The organism is Aliivibrio sifiae (genome assembly GCF_002954715.1).
GTDB lineage: Bacteria > Pseudomonadota > Gammaproteobacteria > Enterobacterales > Vibrionaceae > Aliivibrio > Aliivibrio sifiae.
This window is the reverse complement of record NZ_MSCP01000001.1, coordinates 1,004,069-1,023,841: the sequence shown is the minus strand read 5'-3', so window position 1 is coordinate 1,023,841 and position 19,773 is coordinate 1,004,069. Positions and strand designations below refer to the sequence as shown.

The 19,773-nt window shown below is 38.5% G+C and carries 18 protein-coding genes; 9 read left to right on the top strand and 9 right to left on the bottom strand.

Annotation, left to right across the window (positions count from 1 at the left end):
- Positions 1–48: 48 nt before the first annotated feature.
- The 4 genes from BTO23_RS04500 (at position 49) to BTO23_RS04485 (ending at position 5,674) form a co-directional block, all read left to right on the top strand.
- Entirely contained in the window at positions 49–1,167 is a 1,119-nt protein-coding gene (locus tag BTO23_RS04500; RefSeq protein WP_105063046.1) for a PDDEXK-like family protein, read from the top strand.
- 16 nt (positions 1,168–1,183) lie between these two features.
- Positions 1,184–4,456 (top strand): type I restriction endonuclease subunit R, encoded by a 3,273-nt coding sequence (locus BTO23_RS04495; RefSeq protein ID WP_425427808.1) that lies wholly within the window; start codon positions 1,184–1,186, stop codon positions 4,454–4,456.
- Positions 4,456–5,247 (top strand): M48 family metallopeptidase, encoded by a 792-nt coding sequence (locus BTO23_RS04490; RefSeq protein ID WP_105063045.1) that lies wholly within the window; start codon positions 4,456–4,458, stop codon positions 5,245–5,247. The genes BTO23_RS04495 and BTO23_RS04490 overlap by 1 nt, the downstream gene beginning before the upstream one ends.
- Positions 5,248–5,341: 94 nt before the next feature.
- Entirely contained in the window at positions 5,342–5,674 is a 333-nt protein-coding gene (locus BTO23_RS04485; protein ID WP_105054831.1) for a PBPRA1643 family SWIM/SEC-C metal-binding motif protein, read from the top strand.
- Positions 5,675–5,814: 140 nt separating this feature from the next.
- Here the strand turns inward: BTO23_RS04485 and nagK are convergent, their stop codons facing one another.
- Both nagK and BTO23_RS04475 read right to left on the bottom strand, forming a co-directional pair.
- Positions 5,815–6,726 carry an N-acetylglucosamine kinase gene (nagK, locus tag BTO23_RS04480; protein WP_105063044.1) on the bottom strand — a complete coding sequence of 304 codons (912 nt, stop codon included), beginning with the start codon at positions 6,724–6,726 and terminating at the stop codon, positions 5,815–5,817.
- A 126-nt stretch (positions 6,727–6,852) separates the two neighbouring features.
- Entirely contained in the window at positions 6,853–7,596 is a 744-nt protein-coding gene (locus BTO23_RS04475) for a tRNA-uridine aminocarboxypropyltransferase (protein WP_105063043.1), read from the bottom strand.
- Between the two features lie 86 nt (positions 7,597–7,682).
- On the opposite strand from BTO23_RS04475, the gene BTO23_RS04470 reads away from it, so the two are divergent.
- Positions 7,683–8,486 carry a sterol desaturase family protein gene (locus BTO23_RS04470; protein WP_061011418.1) on the top strand — a complete coding sequence of 268 codons (804 nt, stop codon included), beginning with the start codon at positions 7,683–7,685 and terminating at the stop codon, positions 8,484–8,486.
- Positions 8,487–8,541: 55 nt separating this feature from the next.
- Here BTO23_RS04470 and BTO23_RS04465 read toward each other — a convergent pair whose 3' ends face one another.
- The 3 genes from BTO23_RS04465 to BTO23_RS04455 form a co-directional block, all read right to left on the bottom strand.
- Positions 8,542–9,240 carry a pseudouridine synthase gene (locus tag BTO23_RS04465; protein WP_105063514.1) on the bottom strand — a complete coding sequence of 233 codons (699 nt, stop codon included), beginning with the start codon at positions 9,238–9,240 and terminating at the stop codon, positions 8,542–8,544.
- A gap of 176 nt (positions 9,241–9,416) precedes the next feature.
- Entirely contained in the window at positions 9,417–10,055 is a 639-nt protein-coding gene (locus BTO23_RS04460; protein WP_061037187.1) for a CatB-related O-acetyltransferase, read from the bottom strand.
- Between the two features lie 267 nt (positions 10,056–10,322).
- Positions 10,323–11,915: an AbgT family transporter gene (locus BTO23_RS04455; protein ID WP_060991111.1), complete on the bottom strand. Its 1,593-nt coding sequence runs from the start codon at positions 11,913–11,915 to the stop codon at positions 10,323–10,325.
- A 430-nt stretch (positions 11,916–12,345) separates the two neighbouring features.
- Here BTO23_RS04455 and BTO23_RS04450 point away from each other — a divergent pair, with 430 nt between their 5' ends.
- Complete coding sequence (locus tag BTO23_RS04450) at positions 12,346–12,825, top strand: C40 family peptidase (protein ID WP_060991112.1); 480 nt, start codon at positions 12,346–12,348, stop codon at positions 12,823–12,825.
- 88 nt (positions 12,826–12,913) lie between these two features.
- Here BTO23_RS04450 and BTO23_RS04445 read toward each other — a convergent pair whose 3' ends face one another.
- Complete coding sequence (locus BTO23_RS04445) at positions 12,914–13,249, bottom strand: DUF3802 family protein (protein WP_060991113.1); 336 nt, start codon at positions 13,247–13,249, stop codon at positions 12,914–12,916.
- Between the two features lie 277 nt (positions 13,250–13,526).
- Here BTO23_RS04445 and BTO23_RS04440 point away from each other — a divergent pair, with 277 nt between their 5' ends.
- On the top strand, positions 13,527–14,396 hold the full coding sequence (locus BTO23_RS04440; protein WP_060991114.1) for a fructosamine kinase family protein: 870 nt from the start codon (positions 13,527–13,529) through the stop codon (positions 14,394–14,396).
- 238 nt (positions 14,397–14,634) lie between these two features.
- Positions 14,635–14,835 carry a zinc ribbon domain-containing protein gene (locus BTO23_RS04435; RefSeq protein ID WP_105063042.1) on the top strand — a complete coding sequence of 67 codons (201 nt, stop codon included), beginning with the start codon at positions 14,635–14,637 and terminating at the stop codon, positions 14,833–14,835.
- 10 nt (positions 14,836–14,845) lie between these two features.
- Here BTO23_RS04435 and BTO23_RS04430 read toward each other — a convergent pair whose 3' ends face one another.
- The gene (locus BTO23_RS04430; RefSeq protein WP_061011414.1) at positions 14,846–15,460 is read right to left on the bottom strand and encodes a riboflavin synthase; all 615 of its coding nucleotides are present in this window, start codon (positions 15,458–15,460) and stop codon (positions 14,846–14,848) included.
- A gap of 263 nt (positions 15,461–15,723) precedes the next feature.
- Here BTO23_RS04430 and BTO23_RS04425 point away from each other — a divergent pair, with 263 nt between their 5' ends.
- Positions 15,724–17,106 (top strand): MATE family efflux transporter, encoded by a 1,383-nt coding sequence (locus BTO23_RS04425; RefSeq protein ID WP_060991117.1) that lies wholly within the window; start codon positions 15,724–15,726, stop codon positions 17,104–17,106.
- Between the two features lie 82 nt (positions 17,107–17,188).
- Here BTO23_RS04425 and BTO23_RS04420 read toward each other — a convergent pair whose 3' ends face one another.
- Complete coding sequence (locus BTO23_RS04420) at positions 17,189–18,208, bottom strand: hypothetical protein (protein ID WP_061002490.1); 1,020 nt, start codon at positions 18,206–18,208, stop codon at positions 17,189–17,191.
- A 34-nt stretch (positions 18,209–18,242) separates the two neighbouring features.
- On the bottom strand, positions 18,243–19,562 hold the full coding sequence (locus tag BTO23_RS04415) for an anaerobic sulfatase maturase (RefSeq protein WP_061002491.1): 1,320 nt from the start codon (positions 19,560–19,562) through the stop codon (positions 18,243–18,245).
- Between the last annotated feature and the right edge of the window lie 211 nt (positions 19,563–19,773).

The following is a 19,773-nucleotide window of genomic DNA, read 5'->3' as shown; positions in this document are numbered from 1 at the left end:
CTTACATAAGCTCTATTTAAAACAATAATAACAATGTCATAGGCTAATATGGAAACTCAATTACAACGCATAGAAACTCTGATTGAAAACATAAAAAATCTTCCTAAGAGTGAATCGGCAGAATCTACTATTTTTAGTATTGGGAGCAAAGGATATTATGAGAATCCAACCACAGATATTCTAGCTTTCTTTATTGATGACAATGCTGAACATGGCTTAGGAGCACTGGTACTTGAGGCTCTAGTAGAAACATTACCCGAAAACATTCGTAAACTAGATTGCTCACTATCATCAACTCCTGAGCGTGAAGTTGTGACTAAGGCAGGGAAACGCATTGATTTACTATTGGAAGGTCAACAGTGGGTCATGGTTGTGGAAAACAAAATATTTCACGAACAAAACAACCCATTTCAAGAATACGAAGATTTTGTTTTTACACAGCATCCTGAACGTTTCACTGAAAAAGATCCTATTTTTATCGTTTTATCACCATCAGGAAGTGTACCGTCTAAGTACCCTACATGGATTGGCATAAGCTACCCAAGCTTGGTTGCCTCTATTAAACAAAAATTATCAGACTATTTTATTTCACAACCACTCAATAAATGGGTAGTGCTATTGCGTGAGTTTATTTTGCATTTGGAAAATATGATGAGTACAGACCGAACTTCTGAAGAGAGCATCAATTTTATTCTTAATAATTTGACGCAGATTAAAGAAGCACAAGATTTGAAAATTAAAACGATAAAGTCTTACCAAAAAAACTTGCTGCAAGCATTGCAAACCGAACTTGAAATAGAACTAAACTCCACTATTGTGCATTGGAATGGTTTTCCTGCCATTCGATTTGCTTACGTGAACTGGCCTACAGATTCTGATGTCGTGCTGTTCTTTGATGGTCGTGATAGAAAATCTTTCTGCTTCAATTACTACGCCAGTGATATCAATACCGATGCCCAGCGTGCAATAGCCGATGCTCATTTCAAAGAACTTGATTGTGGCAATCCATGGAACGAAGTTCGTGATACTTGTCGCTGCTACAAAGCACACTTCGAAGGGTTGAGTAGTGGCGAACTTTGCTTACAAACAATACAAGCTAAGATGGCGCATAAATTACGCCTAATGAATACATTTGAATGGCAAATTCGACCAACATTAAATCAATAACTAAATGGTGAATAGTGTGCAAACTGTCCCTAACTTCAAAGAAGAACAAAGCGCAAAAATACCTGCGCTTACGCTATTAACCAACCTTGGCTATGAGTTCATTCCACCAAGTGACTGCACGGTTATGCGAGGTAACTTATCAAGTGTTATCTTACCTAATGTATTGCGTGACGTGCTGCAACACAAAACCTATTCTTTTATGGGTAAAGAGCATCATTTATCAAAAAATGCGATTGATAAAATCATTCAAGAATTAGCCAACCCAGCCATGAATGAAGGCTTAAAAACCGCTAATGAAAAGCTGTATAACTCATTGACGTATGGTATTAGCGTCACTGAGTTTGTGGATGGCAAAAAAGCCAACCCAACCATTCAGATCATTGATTGGGAATACCCTGACAACAACAAATACCACTTTACTGAAGAGCTTGAAGTCGAAAATACTCACGGCACCAAAAACTACATTCCTGATATGGTCTGCTTCGTAAATGGCTTGCCTTGGGTCGTGATTGAAGCCAAGCGCCCTGACTCCTCAACGGTAGGAAAACCCACCATTGAAGAAGGCGTATCTCAAACCATTCGTAATCAAAAACAAGATTGCATCCCTCACCTATTCGCTTATAGCCAATTGGTAATGTCCGTTAATGGGCACGATGGACGCTACGCTACTTGCGGAACCCCAAGTAAATTTTGGGCAAAATGGAAAGAAGAAGAAATCACAGAGCACACTTTTTCTCGCTTAAAAAACACGCCATTATCACCAGAAAATTTCGACCGTATTTTTAACCATCGCCCGAATAAGGTGCGTGAAGAGTATCTATCGCTGATCTCAGGCGGTGATTTAATGGTAACTAACCAAGACCGTTTATTAATATCGCTACTTCATCATGATCGCCTATTAGAAATGACTCGCCTTTATACCCTGTTTGATAAAAAAGTCGGCAAGATTGTTGCGCGTTATCAACAAGTGTTTGGCATTAAAGCTCTCGTTAAGCGTATCACCTCATTTGATGATCTGGGCGCACGTAATGGTGGCGTAATTTGGCATACCACAGGCTCTGGTAAATCGTTCACCATGGTGTTTTTATCAAAAGCGCTTATCTGGCTTAAAGAGTTAGCAAAATGTCGCGTGATTGTGGTTACCGACCGAACAGATTTAGAAGATCAACTGGCAGGCACCTTTGCCTCTGGTGGTGCACTGTCAGACAAAGACAGAAAGACAGCAATGGCGACCACAGGAAAACGCCTAGCCGAGCAAATTGGTAAAGGGAATGAGCGTATCATCTTCTCTATCATCAATAAGTTTGGTACCGCGATTGAGCTACCAGAATGTTACAACAACAGCCCGGATATTATCGTATTAGTAGATGAAGGGCACCGCAGCCAAAACGGTGAAAACAACATTCGTATGCAACAAGCTCTACCCAAAGCCGCTTATATTGGATTTACAGGCACCCCACTGCTGCAAGACGATAAAACAGAAAATAAATTCGGTAAGATCATCCACTCTTACACCATGCAGCAAGCGGTAGAAGACCAAACCGTTACCCCACTATTGTATGAAGAGCGCATTCCTGATCTCAGCACCAACGACAAAGCTATTGATGCGTGGTTTGACCGTATTACCGATAAATTATCAGAAAAACAGCGCACGGATTTAAAGAAAAAGTTTGCTCAAAAAGGTCAAATATACCAAACCGAAGGACGTTTAGAACTGATCGCCCATGATATTTCTGATCACTTTCAAAACTTTAAACACCAAGGGTTAAAGGGACAATTGGCGTGTGACTCTAAAGCCTCTGCTATTCAATACAAAAAGCTATTGGATAAAATTGGTAAAGTGACATCGGTTGTTGCAATGTCTGCTCCTGATACTCGTGAAGGCCATGACACGGTTGATGGTGAAAGCACTGACACAGTACAAAATTGGTGGAAAGCCAATGTAACAGAAAAAGAATGGCGTGATGAAAAGACCTACACCAAACACATTATTGATGAGTTTAGTAAAGACGACGGCCCCGATCTCATGATTGTGGTTGATAAGCTACTCACAGGCTTTGATGAGCCAAAAAACACCGTGCTTTACATTGATAAACCGCTTAAACAACATAACTTAATTCAAGCCATTGCGCGTGTGAACCGTTTGCATGCTAAAAAGCAATTTGGCTATTTGATTGATTATCGCGGCATTTTAAAAGAGCTTGATGCATCGATAGCAAACTACCAAGAGCTAGAAGAGCGCATTAAAGGTGGCTTTGATATTGATGACCTAGAAGGTCTTTACCATCGCATGGATACCGAATACAAAAAATTACCAGGATTATATCGCGATCTCTGGGCTATTTTTGATGGTGTATCAAACAAACAAGATGGCCCTGCATTGCGCCAAGCGTTAGCACCAAAAATCGATACCATTGATGGGTTATTAACGGATACCAATCTTAAAAAACGTAACGATTTTTATGACGCATTAACCGCGTTCTCTAACTGTTTAAAAGTGGCACTGCAATCAGCAACCTACTTTGAAGATAAGAGTTTTGACGACAAACGAGATTTATACAAAAAAACCTTAAAATCCATGTCTGATCTGCATAAACAAGTCCGTGAAGATGCAGAAGAAACGGTTGATTACGATGAATATGCAGAAAACATTCGCACCATGTTGGATAAACATATTGGTGGCGTAGAAATTCAAGAATCCGAAGGCGCTTATCTGGTGGGTAATATGGGTAAACACGCCAAACCAGAAGAGATGAGTGACGATGAAGCACGTAACAAAAAAGACGTGATAACAGGCCGTATCACTAAGATGATTGAGCAAGATTTAGCGGATGACCCTTATGCCCAAGCGTATTTCTCTAAATTATTGAAACAAGCCATCGATAAAACCAAAGAGATGTTTGATGCCCCTATTAAGCAATATCTGTTATTTGCTGATTTTGAAGAGCAAGTGATCGCTCGTAACGTTGAAGGGTTACCAACAGACCGTTTCTCTGAGCTTGATCCAAAAATCAAACGTCATGTGCAAGCGTACTTTGGTCTGTTCTTAAAGCACGTAGAAGATACCAATACCTTGAGCGAAGATGAACGTTTCAACTACGCATTAAACATTGATGAGATAGTTACCGCAGCCGTTGCGGAGTTTTCAATTAACCCACAAGAGATTGAAAACCAGATCCGCCGCCAACTATTGCCCGTTCTATTCAAAGCAATTGGGATGGATAAAACCAATCTAGTGATTGCGGACATTATCCAGATCACTCGTTTAAGCGTAGCAGGTCATCATTAATGGCATCGGTAAACGAAAAAGAGAGTAACAAAGAAGAGTACAGCTTTATCTATGGTGATGAAGCTGTCTCCTACTCTGTTATTAGAAAAACCGTTACTCAAAAAACCAGTAGCGAGAACGCAAAGCGTAAAATTAGCATCAAGATTCATCCTAACTGCGAAATTGTGATTAATGCCCCTGATGATGCAGAGCGAAGCGACATACATGATGCCGTGATGAAACGTGCTAGTTGGATTTACGACGCACTAAAAGAGTTTCGTGCCCATTTAGCGTATGTAGAAACCAAACTGTATGTAAGCGGTGAAATGCAATTTTATTTAGGCCGTCGCTATGTACTTAAAGTGGTTGAAGATAACTCCGCGTTACCCAGCGTAAAAATGAGTCGAGGCAAACTACTTGTTACCCTCACCCGTTTTAATGACGACAAACACGCTCTAACCAAAGCGTTAGTCTCTGGTTGGTACGGCGTAAAAGCAGAGCGTATTTTTCATGAACGGTTAGCAGAGCTATTGCCACAAGCGACATGGGTTGATGGCATTCCAAGTTTTCGTGTGATGCCAATGCAAAAACAATGGGGAAGCTGCTCTGCCAAAGGGAATTTGATGCTTAATCCTCACCTAATCAAAGCCCCTAAAGAGTGCATTGATTATGTAATACTGCATGAGCTTTGCCACATTGCAGAGCACAATCACAGCGAACGTTTTTGGCGCTTATTAACCAGTGTTATGCCAAATTGGAAAGAAGTGAAAAGCAAGCTAGATGGTATGGCTGAGCTGTATTTAAATGAGTAAATCAAGATTACTTTTTTTAAACCCTTTATCACCACTGCTGTTTATAGTATAAACATGCCTAAAATACTGTGTTCAAAAATTATAAGGCTCCAAGATGTCTAAAATGTTCTTCAAAGGTCGTATCGAGACTCGTCAAAACCACGTTCTTTCTGGTTTTAACACTAAGCGTGACGTTAAGTTAGGTACTGAAGAAGCACCACTAACTTTAGTTGTTCAAACAGAAGAACGTAAAGTTGAAATTGAAGCGCAGCTTACTGAGCACAACTTATTCGCAAACATCGAAGTGAATGCGGAAAAAGAAGAAAATATTCTTGAGCTTGAAGGCGTTTTAAACAAGCCAAAAACAACTCGTTTTGAAAAAACACCTAACCGTAACGAACCTTGTTCTTGTGGTAGCGGTAAAAAATACAAAAAATGCTGTGCTTAATAACGACTTAGTTATTTAACCTTTAGCTACTTAGCTAATCGCATTACAAAAAAAGAGCCTCTGTTTATCTGTTAATAATAACAAACAACATGAGGCTCTTTTTGTATCTGCATTTTCTATTTTTTGCGCTGCTTAGGCTATTATTCTTTAATGTTTAAGAATGCAGCACCACGAACACCACCTGAATCACCGTGTTTCGCTTTAATAATTCGAGGAACACGCGCAACAGATAAGAGATGTTTTGGTAATCGTTTTGGTAGCTCTTCGTAAATCAACTCAAAATTTGACAACCCGCCACCCAAAGCAACGACATGTGGGTCAAAACAAGTGAATAAGTTAGCAAAACAAATCGCTAATAGCTCCATAAAGCGCTCTACGTGCTCAACAGCATTCGCATCACCGGCTTCATTAGCTTTAATGATATCGATCGCTTTTTTCTCTTCGCCGTAATAGTGAACATAAAGCAGCTCAAAACCACGACCAGAAAGATAGCTATCTAAACAGCCTTTATTACCACAACCACAGCCTAATAGAGGAGCATTTTCACCTAAATGGAACCATGCATCGATTGGTAAGCGAGAGTGTCCTAATTCGCCAGCAACATGGCTATAGCCAGAGAATGCTTTACCGTCAAAAATTAAACCACCACCAAAGCCTGTGCCTAAAATTAGGCCCATTACTGATGGAGAGTCTTTTAATTCTTCATCCCACGCTTCTGATAATGCGAAACAGTTAGCGTCGTTATCGATCTTTACTGAGCGACCAATTTTAACTTCTAAATCTTTACGTAAAAATTGACCTTTAGCAGCAGGTACATTACTTGTTAATAAAGCACCCGTTTCAGCATCTTCCATTCCAGGAATGCCTAAACCAACTTTACCTTCTACGCCAAACTCAGCGTCATATTTTGCAATTAAGCCCGCAATATCATCAACCAATAATGCGTAATCTTCTGTTTGTGTTGGAATTCGTTCAGTGGCAACGCGCTCTAATTTTTCATTAAACGCACCAAATTCAATCTTTGTGCCGCCCACATCAAAACCGTAGTACATAAGGTATCCTTGTCCTAATCTATTCTAAATTTTTTATGGTGTTATCTTACCTAATTTATATAAATACAGACTGTGACCTAGACGATATTCATTGGTTTTTAGTGTGAGATGAACCTCAAAGTAGTATTAGATTTCGTTATTTACTTTCAGTTCTGTACGAAAATCAATCAAGCGTTTTAAACCCATGCCACGCTCTGCCCCTTTTACTGGGCGTTTACTGTATAAATAATGTTCTCTAAATAATTCAAACCAGCATTCAAGATGTCTGGCATTCTCTTTTTCACCAAACAAACCCAATACTAAACTGGCTACTTCAACCGTCGATAATTGGTGGTCTTTCGACGCTTTACGCATGATATAACTAGATAGATGATCACGATTAAATGACAACACTGGCAGCTGGTGTAAATAAGTACTTTTACGATACATACGCCCTGCTTCGCGCCAACTTCCATCAAGCAAAATAAATAGAGGCGTTTTTCCCTCTTCAACAACGATATCATTCGTTACTAACGCTTTATTTTCAATTTGCTCTTCAGGAAAAATAACAAAAGGCTGATACGAATCATCTTGTAATAAGGCTAACATATCTGCATTTGGCTCAGTTCGAGACCAAAGATAAGCATGAGTTTCAGGAATTAAATCGGCAATGAGCTTGCCTGTATTGCTTGGCTTGAGTACTTCTGTATCAAACATGATCAACAAGAAAGCCGCTTGTGAAGTAGCCTCTGGTTGATACTCACAAATACAATAATCTTGATGCACTTGGCAAAATTCACAACGATTCACATTAGCTCCACGCGCATTGAAGGGTTTTGTAGAACGAGCTAATCTTTCTTTGTATAATTGATGAACTTTGTGAATACGCATTTGTAATAACCAAGCTATTTATATGGAAAAAAAAGCGCATTTTACTTACAGTATGAGTAATAACAAGTTCTATAAGAGAATTCCTGATGGAAATTAACTGGATTGAACAAAGTGATACCCTACGACTAGGGTGTTTTATCACTGCATTCATCATTTTTGCTTTGGCGGAATACAAATGGCCGCGTAAAGTTTTGACTCAAAAAAAATCAACACGATGGTTAAATAATATTGGATTGGTCTTTTTTAATAGCGTCATTCTTCGTTTAGCTTTACCTTTATTAGCCGTAGATGCAGCTTTAATTGCTCATCAAGAACAATGGGGACTGTTTAATTATTTAGGCACTCCTACTTTTCTAACCGGACTATTATCGATCTTATTATTAGATTGGTTAATCTATTGGCAACATCGTGCATTTCACCGTATACCGCTATTGTGGCGCTTACATCGTATGCACCATTCAGATCAAGATATCGATGTCACTACAGGCACTCGCTTTCATCCAATTGAAATAATTATCTCAATGCTTGTCAAAATAGCTGCGATTGGATTATTAGGCATCCCTGTTGAAGCGGTGATCTTATTTGAAGTTGTTCTGAACGTAAGTGCGATGTTTAATCACAGTAACTTATTTATTCCAAAATGGTTGGATCGTTATGTCCGAGTATTATTGGTAACTCCTGATTTCCATCGAGTGCACCATTCCGTTCATATCTCTGAAATGCACAATAACTATGGGTTCTTTTTATCCATTTGGGACTATTTTGGTAAAACATATTTAGTGAGACCTCAAGATGGCCATGAAGAGATGAAAATTGGCCTTGGTTTTTTCCGAAAAGAAAAAGAACAGCGCTTAGATAAAATGCTTACTCAACCATTTAGAAATAAATAGATTATCATTTAAGTGAGAAAGAACGGCTGATAAGTAAGGTTGAACCTAACCTTACTTATTTTACCTTCAGATTGAATGATTGAATTTCATCACTCGTCAAATAACGCCATTCACCTTCTTCTACATCCAGAGTTATCTCTCCAATCTTTTCACGGTGCAAAGAAATTACCTTGTTACCAATTGCAGAAAACATGCGTTTTACTTGATGAAACTTCCCTTCCGTAATTGTTAAAAGCACTTCTTTTGAGGTAATAATCTCTAACTTTGCTGGTCGCGTAAGTTGAGATTCGCCTTGCAATTGAAGACCTATAGCAAACTTTTCGGTTGCATCTTCTGTTATCGGTTTACGTAAACCAACTCGATAAACTTTCTCACACTTCTTGCTTGGCGTAATTATATTGTAAGACCAACTACCATTATCGGTGATTAGAACTAACCCTGTTGTATCTGCATCTAAACGTCCTGCAACGTGTAGCTCTGCATTATTGCCTTCAGTAATGTAGTTAAACAATGAGGGATAAGCTTCGTCGATATTTGAACAAATGGTATTAGCAGGTTTATTCATTATTAAGTAACGAAATGGCCTAAGCGTTAAAAGAATACCGTTTAAAGTTACCTGATTATTTTCATGGACTTGGGTTGACACAGCCGTGACAACGTCACGATTGATATTCACTTTACCCTCTTCGATCATTGCAATCGCTTCTGGTTTTGTTAATTGTGTACTTTTACATATAAATTTATCAAGGCGCATAATCACAACATAGGTCATTCATTTAAGCCCCATTATCCTTCCTCTCTATAAATAATACCAATGCAATTAATTAAGTGTCATTTTCATATTCAAATATGATGACCAATGATTTAAAAAAATAGCCTTTCAATTAATGAAAGGCTATTCGTTATTTTATTATTTGAATTTCATTTATATTACTTATGAGTGTTATCGTAACGCTCTATCGCCGTTTTTAACTTGCCCATATCTGAGTTAGATAAATACGGTTGCATTGCTTCAAATTTATCTTGCGCCCAATCATATATTTTTAAAGTAAGCAGCTCATCGATGACATCTTTTTCAAAGCGATACTTAACTAACTTTGCAGGGCTGCCACCAACGACACTATAAGGTTCAACGTTTTTTGTTACTACACTATTTACAGCAACGATAGCACCCTCGCCAATCGTTACTCCAGGCATGATCATTGAGCGCATGCCAAGCCAACTACCATCATGAATATACGTATCACCTTTACTTTCGTAAGCTTCATCAATCGTATTCATGAAAGGATAAAGACAAAACCAATCCGCTCTATGGGTATGATTCCCCCCCATTAAAATGATCACTTCAGCGGCAATACAGACATAATCACCAATATAAAGCTTATCTATTTCCCAACGAGGTTCCCACTGACGACTGACTTCATCACCATGTAAATAACGGACAACAGAATACTCAAACCCCTCATCCCAGCAGTCACTGTAATAACTATGAGAGCCTTTGATTGAAATGTTAGGGTTTGTGTTTACTTCATTCAATAATTGAAATTTTGACCAGTGTTTTTTTGTCATGACATTGTTCTCTTTGTTTCATTTTAGTTTGCCACGGAACGCTTAATTGTGGCGATATGTTCACGTTCAAAACACATCACCTTAATCTATCTGAGGTTGTTTCAATAAAGGAATTAATTTCATAATAATACACCACTACTTTCATTAAACGTGGCCAGTGTAAAACAATTAAGAACTCAGTTCTAGTTGTGGTTAAATACAAAAAAGGCGACCCGAAGATCGCCTTTGTTTTAAGTGTTTATTGTGAAGCGCTTATTCTATTACCTATTATGGTGTATAGAACGTTGCCGCCCCTGGCCCTACAGGCAGACCAAATACGAATACCCAAAGGTAAAACAGAATACTCCAACCAAACATAAAGCAGATTGAGTATGGAAGCATGGTTGCGATCAGTGTACCTATGCCTAGGTTCTTCATGTAACGTGTCGCTACCGCAAGAATAAGACCAAAATAGCTCATCATTGGAGTGATGATATTCGTTGTTGAATCGCCGATACGGTAAGCCGCTTGAATTGTCTCAGGAGCATAACCTACTAGCATTAACATAGGAACGAAGATAGGAGCCGTTACTGCCCACTGTGCAGACGCTGAACCGATCATTAAGTTAATGAAGCCACACATTAAGATAAATGCGAAGAACAGCATTGGACCAGTAAGACCCACATCTTGTAAGAAGCTCGCACCACCTACAGCAATTACCTGACCAAAGTTAGTCCACTTAAAGAAAGCAACAAACTGTGCAGCAAAGAACACAAGTACAATATACATACCCATTGAAGACATTGATGTCGCCATTGCATTAATGACGTCACGATCATTCTTCATCGTACCTACAATTTTGCCATAAACAAAACCTGGGATTGCAAAGAATACAAAGATAAAGGCAACAATACTCTTAAGGAATGGAGAACCAGATACCGTCCCATTAGCTGAACGTAATACGCCATCTGCCGGAACAATAGTCCATGCAAGTAATGCACTCACAACAAGAACAGCAACACCTGCAAATTTAAGACCTTTTTTCTCAACGGCAGTCAACTTACCCATTTTATCATTTGATAAGTCTTCTGAAGCCTCTTCATCATGATATTTACCTAACTTAGGCTCAACAATTTTCTCAGTTACAAATGCACCAGTAATTGAGATAAAGAAAGTTGATACAAACATAAAGTACCAGTTAGCTTCAGGGCCAACCGTATATGTTGGGTCAATCATTTGCGCTGCTGTTTCAGTAATACCAGAAAGCAGTGGATCAACCGTACCAATTAGAAGGTTTGCAGAATAACCACCAGATACACCAGCAAACGCCGCAGCAAGACCAGCAAGCGGATGACGACCTAGTGAGTGGAAAAGCATTGCAGCTAGAGGAATAAGTACCACATAACCAAGCTCAGAGGCTGTATTTGAAATAATACCAGCAAAAACAACGGTTACTGTAACCATACGCTTAGATGCACCCATTACCATGCCACGCATAGCTGCAGATAACATCCCTGAATGTTCAGCAATTGCAACACCAAGCATTGCAACTAGAACTGTTCCTAATGGTGCAAAACCAACAAAGTTTTTCACTAAGTTAGTCACAATAAGCTGTAAGCCTTCAGCATTAAATAAGCTAACGACATGAATCATACCATCAGCAGCACGACCTTTCGCCCCTTCTGGACGAGGATCCATTACTGATAATTCAAAATAACCAGCGATACCGGATAAAACGAGAATTGCCACACAAAAGATTGCAAAAAGAGTAATTGGGTGTGGTAAAAGGTTTCCTAAGTATTCTACTGAATCAAGAAAACGAGTGAACAACGGCCTTTTTGGCTGCTGTTGATTTTGTTGTTGCGATGCAGACGAACTCATCTGTAACTCCTTGTTTTTGTCTTACCCTTTTATAATTCAGCACGCCATTCTCATACAAATGGTTAAATAATAAGTGCTTTCGTTAAAAGTAAGTACTTCCAAAATTCACGCAAAGGTTACATGATTGTAAAATTCAATGAAAGTTCGAAATGTCACAAAATGTTTCACCTGTAGATATTTCAACCAAAAATAACTCAAAAGATAAAACTTTAAATTAACAAGAAGCCGAAAAGCATTACAAAATCAACATTTAAACCATCAAAGCATACCTATCTAAGAAGAATGTGATTCAAATCATGATATAAATAAAGTGATTAAACTCATCCAAAATAGCCAAACTCCGGTCTAGCTGATATTCGTATTAATATTGCTTTTTCTACCAATTATCGGTCAAAATAGTGCATTGCCTTTTTATCATCTAGGATTGATTATGATTCGCCAATCTATCTGTGTTCTTGCTTTACTCGGTTTATTTGGATGCGCCTCTTCCCCATCATCGCCACAACTAACAAAGCAAGAGATAGAGAAAAAACACCCTCAGCTATCACAATCAAATGACTACCAAGACTACTTTCAAGAATGGCAAGGAGTTCCTTACAAATATGGTGGTACCAATAAAAATGGAGTCGATTGCTCTGCTTTCACACAAGATGCATTAAGTAACCTTCATCAATTGTCGTTACCGAGAACAACTCAATATCAAGTAGTTACTGGAATAAAAATTCCATTATCAGAGGCAAAGAAAGGTGATCTTATTTTCTTTAAAACCAGCGTAAAAGTAAGGCATGTCGGTGTGTATATTGGTAATCGTGAGTTTATGCATGCTTCGACTTCAAAAGGCGTGATCATTTCAAGTTTAGATAACCCATATTGGAAAAAAGCATTCTGGCAAGTAAGAAGAGTGTTATAGGAAAGAAAGACAATAGAAACGGCCCAAGTAAAATAATGACCGGTTAGATCCCTATTTTACTTGGTGTTGCAGATAAATTTAATCGTGATTATTTAAATGCACTATCGAATAGGTTTTTAATAAGTCCAATATAGTCATCTAAAAACATAACTTGTTCATTTGTCGCTTTTTGAACCCAAGCACCTGCTAATACTTCACCTAAATCTGCAACAACAGCATCAGCTTCACGCAATAACGTAAATCGTACATCGGCGTCCAACTCTGGATTTTGTTGGAAAACAGCCATCAAGTTAGAAGCCACTAAATCATTTACGATATCTTCTACCGTCTCTTCACCTGTATCCCCTTGCTGATTAGCAAAAATAGACAAATGCTCGGTAAGGTATTCAATCAGTGCGTGGTAACCCTCAGTGTTGACAATCATAATCTGTCCGTCTTGTAATGGTTCATAATAATGATAAATGCTTATTTTATATAAGCTCTTTGGGTTAATTTATCAAAATAGAGAATAACTCTCAAACTCTTTCCATTTATATTGACAAACAAATTTTACATAACTTTTCATACACCATCTCTTTAAACTCAATCATTTAAGCGATTCCTCAAAAATCGGCGTATTTTTTAGCTTTAGTTCACAGATATTTATTAAGAATACACTATTCTTAATTAAGTGATTTTTAAGACAACAAAGAGAGGTAATTATGTGGCAGGCTATCGCAAAACAAATCTCTGATGTAACGGGACGCCCTTTTATCATTTCTGAACGTGAAACAGTCAATGGTGGCGAGATTAATGACTGCTATATGATCAGCGATGGAACTCAACGCTACTTTGTTAAGGTGAATGAACGCGCAGAACTTCCAATTTTTGAAACAGAAGTGGAAAGCCTGACTCAACTTGACCAATCAGACCACATGTTTGTCCCATCCCCTCTTCATGTTGGCACTACAAAAGAACACTCTTTTTTAGTTTTGAACTTTCTACCTACTAAACCAATGGATCAACAAACATCCTATGAACTTGGTGTAAGCCTTGCTAACCACCACTCATGGGGAGACCAACTAGAGTATGGATTTGATTGTGATAATTACCTAGGTAACGTACTGCAAGTAAATACTTGGCATAGGCGATGGGATTGCTTCTTTGCTGAGCAGCGTATCGGTTGGCAATTGCAATTGCTGCGTGAAAAAGGCATGGACCTCGGCGATATAGAAACCCTAGTCAAAAACACAAAACGTATTTTACACAATCATCAACCTAAACCAGCACTATTACATGGCGACTTTTGGCATGGCAATATTGCACTCAGTGTAAAAGGCCCTGTAAGTTATGATCCTGCTTCTTATTGGGGCGATCCCGAGTGTGACCTTGCAATGGCTGAACTGTTTGGTGGTTTCCAAGACAGTTTCTTTGAAGGGTACGAATCTGTTTCTCCTATTTTAGAAGGCTTTGAGACTCGTCAACATTTATACAGCCTTTATCACGTACTTAACCATTGCACCATGTTTGGTGGTGAATACATGTTCCATGCCCAACAACTCATCGATAAGTTAAACCTTAATCAAAAATAAACCGCTAGTTTATAGGGTAGGTAATTGTCTACCCTATAACTGTAACAAATTTATAAATTAAACCCCTGATCAACTTTTCCACTTAATTTACTTCTAAAATGAACTCTTTTTCTTATTATCTACGTATCACATTGTTGTCTCTTTTCGTTTTATCCATGTTAAACAAAGTGACTCACTCTAAGGCTAAGCATTCGTTAGGGTGAGAATTGAAATACTAATTTAAGTAGGAGTTATTGTGATGAATTATATAAGAAAAGACATTAAGTGCCCTAACTGCCAATACACTATTGGTTTAGTCATAGACAAAAATCAACCAAGTCAGCAAATCTACGATGACTGCCCATCTTGTCATCGTGCTATTGAAATGAAAATGGTTGTAAACCCACTGACTCAATCTGTTAATTTTTCTTTCGATAGTGTTGAAGATGGGCTATTTTGAATTCCTAGTCTTACGCTCTATTTTGATTCGCTAATACACGCTCAACCGTATCGACAATCGCTTGTGTTTGCGGATCAATTTCTAAATTAATTTTATCGCCAATGTTACGTTGGCCTAAATTGGTTCTTTCTAGTGTCTCTGGAATTAAATTAACATTAAACCCATTTTCATCGACATCTCCAATCGTTAGACTGATCCCATCAACACCAACATACCCTTTGTGTAAAATATATTTACACCACTCACTCGGCACATCAAACCAGATTTGACAGTTTTCTTCTGTTTTATTAATAGCTCTAACCGCCATGACACCGACAATGTGTCCTGACATTGAATGACCACCAATTTCATCACCAAATCGAGCCGCGCGCTCAATATTCACCGAATCCCCAACGCTTAATAAACCAAGGTTAGTTAAGCGCAGTGTTTCTTCAATTAAATCAAACTGTACCTGATTATTATTAATCTTCGTTACCGTTAAACAACAACCATTGTGAGCAACAGACGCACCAACTTCTAAATCTTGCTCATAAGGCGTAGGAATTTCAATAACGTGAGTTTGAAACTTCTCTTTTTTGATGATCTCAATAACCTTGGCTGTAGTAGCAACAATCCCAGTAAACATCAGTATCTCCAATAAATATAAGAAAAATAATTCAAGAGTATTATTTTACTCTATCTCTTTTTTTAAAATATCTACCATACGTCTAATATTTCATTTTGTGAAGTGCGATGACTTCTATATACTGTCGGCTTTCTGCTTACCTTTAACAGTTCCTCTGTTTAAAGCACTCAATCAGACCTTTTTTATTCTTATTGCGGTCATCACCGTAATGAAGAATCAACAGTTATATTCCTTATTTACACATATATTGATACGGTGACGTAGTGCACAGATACCAGAAAGAAATCGTTCGATTAATCAAATTATCAACTCCCGTCCTTATTGCGAGTGTCGCTCAAACAGGCATGGGCTTTGTTGACACAGTAATGGCTGGTGGCGTAAGTGCTACCGACATGGCTGCCGTAGCTATTGCAGCAAGTGTTTGGCTTCCATCCGTATTATTCGGTGTTGGTTTGCTAATGGCACTTGTCCCTGTTGTCGCTCAACTAAACGGCTCAGGAAAGTCTAAAAAAGTCCCATTTGAAATTCATCAAGGCATTTATCTAGCTTTGATTGTTTCCATCCCTATTATGCTAATCCTTTATAATGCGGGCTTTATTATAGCTTCAATGGATGTAGAGCCTGAGCTGTTCGAAAAAACACAAGGGTATTTACACGCGGTATTATGGGCAGCTCCTGCTTTCCTACTGTTCCAGGCATTACGTAGCTTTTGTGAAGGTTTGTCGTTAACAACGCCAGCCATGATCATTGGTTTTATCGGTCTTGCTGCTAACATCCCTTTAAACTGGATGTTTGTTTATGGCGAATTTGGTGCCCCTGCACTTGGTGGTGTGGGTTGTGGTGTTGCTACTGCAATCGTGTACTGGCTAATGTTTGTGACCATGGTTATTTATACCTTTATCGCACCAAAACTACGCCGCGTAAACTTGTATGAAAACTGGAATAAACCACAAGCGAAAGAGATCTACCGTTTATTCAAATTAGGTTTGCCAGTTGCTTTATCTATCTTCTTTGAAGTAACTTTGTTTGCTGCTGTTGCTCTATTAGTTTCACCATTAGGTTCTATCGTTGTTGCCGCTCACCAAGTCGCGATTAATTTCTCATCTTTAATCTTTATGGTGCCAATGAGTATTGCGATTGCCGTTAGTATCCGTGTTGGTCATAAACTGGGTGAAAACGATCTTGAAGGTGCAAAAATCGCGAGTTTTTGTGGTCTTGCTTTTGGTTTACTAATGGCGTGTTGTACTGCTGTTTTAACGCTGTTATTCCGCGAACAAATCGCATACTTATACTCAGACAACACTGAAGTTGTAAACTTAGCGGTAAGCCTAATGCTCCTTGCGGCTATTTACCAATGTACCGATGCCGTTCAAGTTGTGGCAGCTGGTGCTCTTCGTGGCTATAAAGACATGACTGCTATCTTTAAGTGTACCTTTGTCTCTTACTGGATTGTTGGACTACCAACAGGTTACATCCTTGGCATGACCGATTGGATTGTTGAACCTATGGGGGTTTATGGGTTTTGGTTTGGTTTCATTGGTGGTTTAACCACTTCAGCGATTCTATTAAGTCTGCGTTTACGTTGGCTACAAAAAAACCCTACAAAAATCAATATGGAAATCGATGAATTGCAAATAGTGCATTAATTCAGATAACCATAAACAGCAAAGCCCGAGGTATTAACCTCGGGCTTTTTTATATCATTTGTCTTATCAAAATGTATCGTCGCTATTTCTGCTTTTCTTTCAATTGAGTAATAACATATTCAGGCGCAACCTTTGCTAATTCTACTAAGCAAGCATCGGCCTTCTCATTATTATAACGAACGTAAATATCACACACCGCGTACAATTGCTCTGGAGATCCTGAAATCATATACGCTTTTTCAAACGATTCTGTCGCCAAATCGACATCGATATCCTCTTGCAATACACCATTCAAGTACCAATAATAACTGTTATTTTCCGCTAAAGTTGCTGCAACTTTTATGGCTTGTGCTGCGCTTTCTTTTTGATTTAAACGTACTTGAGTCAAGGCTTTTGAATAATATAAACTCGCCTCCTTAGGTAATTGAACAAGCCCCTTATTCAAAACCTCTAACGCTTGTGCATCTTGATTTTGAGCACGATAATTATCAGATAGATTTAACCATACTTGACTATTTTTAGCCGCACTTCGTGTCAATGGTTGATATAGCTCATCCGCCTTTATCCACTCTTTATGCCAACGATACACATCTGCTAGCAATAATTGAGAGGCTGTATTTTTCTGACCCTCCAATTGTGTAGAGAGATAAGCCACCACTTCATTGTAAGGGGCTTCCATTTTCTGTTGTTGCTCGGCCGTCATCACACTGTATTCACGCAATAAATTAGTGGTTGCCGTCATTCTAACTGTTAAATTCTCATCATTAAGTAACGGAGATATCATGCGCCAACGATGTTCAAACTGATACAATTCAGAACCAATAACGGCCGCTTCTCGTAAGAGAGGATCACTTTCTTTTAAACCTCTAGCCACCGCAACCAAACTGTTTTGATTTGGATAACGTGCTAATTGACGTAATGCATCCGCTCTTTTTTCTACACTCTCATTTTTATTTTGAGCGGTATAGGCTAATTGCTGTTCAGGCGTTAAGTTTTGCGCTTGATTAGCTGGCTCAGCCCCTGTTGATGCGTATGACGGAGCTGAAAACCCTAATAAACTCACCAAACCAATTGCGGCGTACTTCTTTACTGCGTGATTCACTAATACTCTCCCCAGTCTTTATTTTATGTTCAGATTAAAATTTAGTTGGAAAAACAGCCTTTCTTTGTGCTTGCTGCATTTTTACATCGCTGTATTTCCCATGCTGAACAGGGTTACCTAGCATTTTCAAAATATACGCGATCGACTTATCTGCATGAGCAAAGAATTTCTTCCAACCTGCACATAAATAATTCAATCCTGGCTCACCATCTCTTGTTTTAATAAAGCGATTTTTTGGACATTCACCATGGCACGCAAATTTATACTCACATTGTTGACATTGACTGGTTAATGTTTTTGATTTTGCAAAACCAAACTCTTGTTGCTTACGACTGTAGGCAAGTTCATCTAATTCTTGAGTATGGATATTGCCAATCTTATATTCTGGGTAAACATAATGGTCACACGCAAATACATCACCATTGTGCTCCATTGCTAAACCTTTGCCACAGATCTCACCCAACGTACATAATGGGTTTTTACGTCCCATCCATGTTTCAACACTGGCTTCAAAATATTGCACAAAGACTTTACCTAAATCATGTTCCGCCCACTCATCAAACACCGCAATTAAAAAATTACCCCAAGCTTCATCTGATACACACCATGGTTCCATGATCGATTCTTTGTTACCTGGAATTAAACGCTTATCGCCTTGGCGTAATTGCGCCGTCACTTGCTCGGTTTGTGGTGCTACAGTTCTAAAACTTTTTTGCTCTACAATTGGGATGAATTGCATTTGAGGAGACTTAACCACGTCACGCAAGAATCGGTACACTTCTAGAGGGTTACGACTTGTTAGGTTATTTACACACGTTAACGTCGCAAATTTCACATTATGCTTATGCAACAGATCCACAGCTTTCATCACTTGATTAAACGTACCACGACCTGCTTTATTTGTTCGATATGCATTATGTAATAACTCAGGGCCATCAATACTTAAACCAACAAGAAAATTATTCTGTGCTAAAAATTCACACCACTTATCTGTTAATAGTGTGCCATTAGTTTGCAGATCATTTGAAATGAGGATCCCATCTGGTTGGTATTTTTTTTGAAACTTAACAATTTTTTGGAAGTATTCCAAACCTAATAATGTTGGCTCACCACCTTGCCATGAGAATATAATCTCAGGCGTATTTTGACCTTCAATATACTGACGAATATAGATTTCAAGAGTGTCGTCATCCATTTGTGGAGAGCAGCCTTTCTTATACTCAAGTAAATCTTCTTTACTCAAATAATAACAATAAGAGCAATCAATATTACACACTGCACCAATTGGCTTTGCCATAACATGCAATCGTTTAGAGGCTTTACCTTGAAATTGAGGACCTTGAGTAATGATCATATTGATTCCTATTTATCTGACGAAATTAGTCGAGAGAACTTGCCTAGAAAATGTCCTAATCCACCCTATGAATTAACCCACTAAGCAAGTTCTAACCTTATAATAAACAAAAAGAACACATGCATTAGTTATACACGTTATTCCATTTTGGAAAGTTCTTTCACTGTATGATAAATACTCAATCATTACTGTAGAGAACGTCATGTTTAGA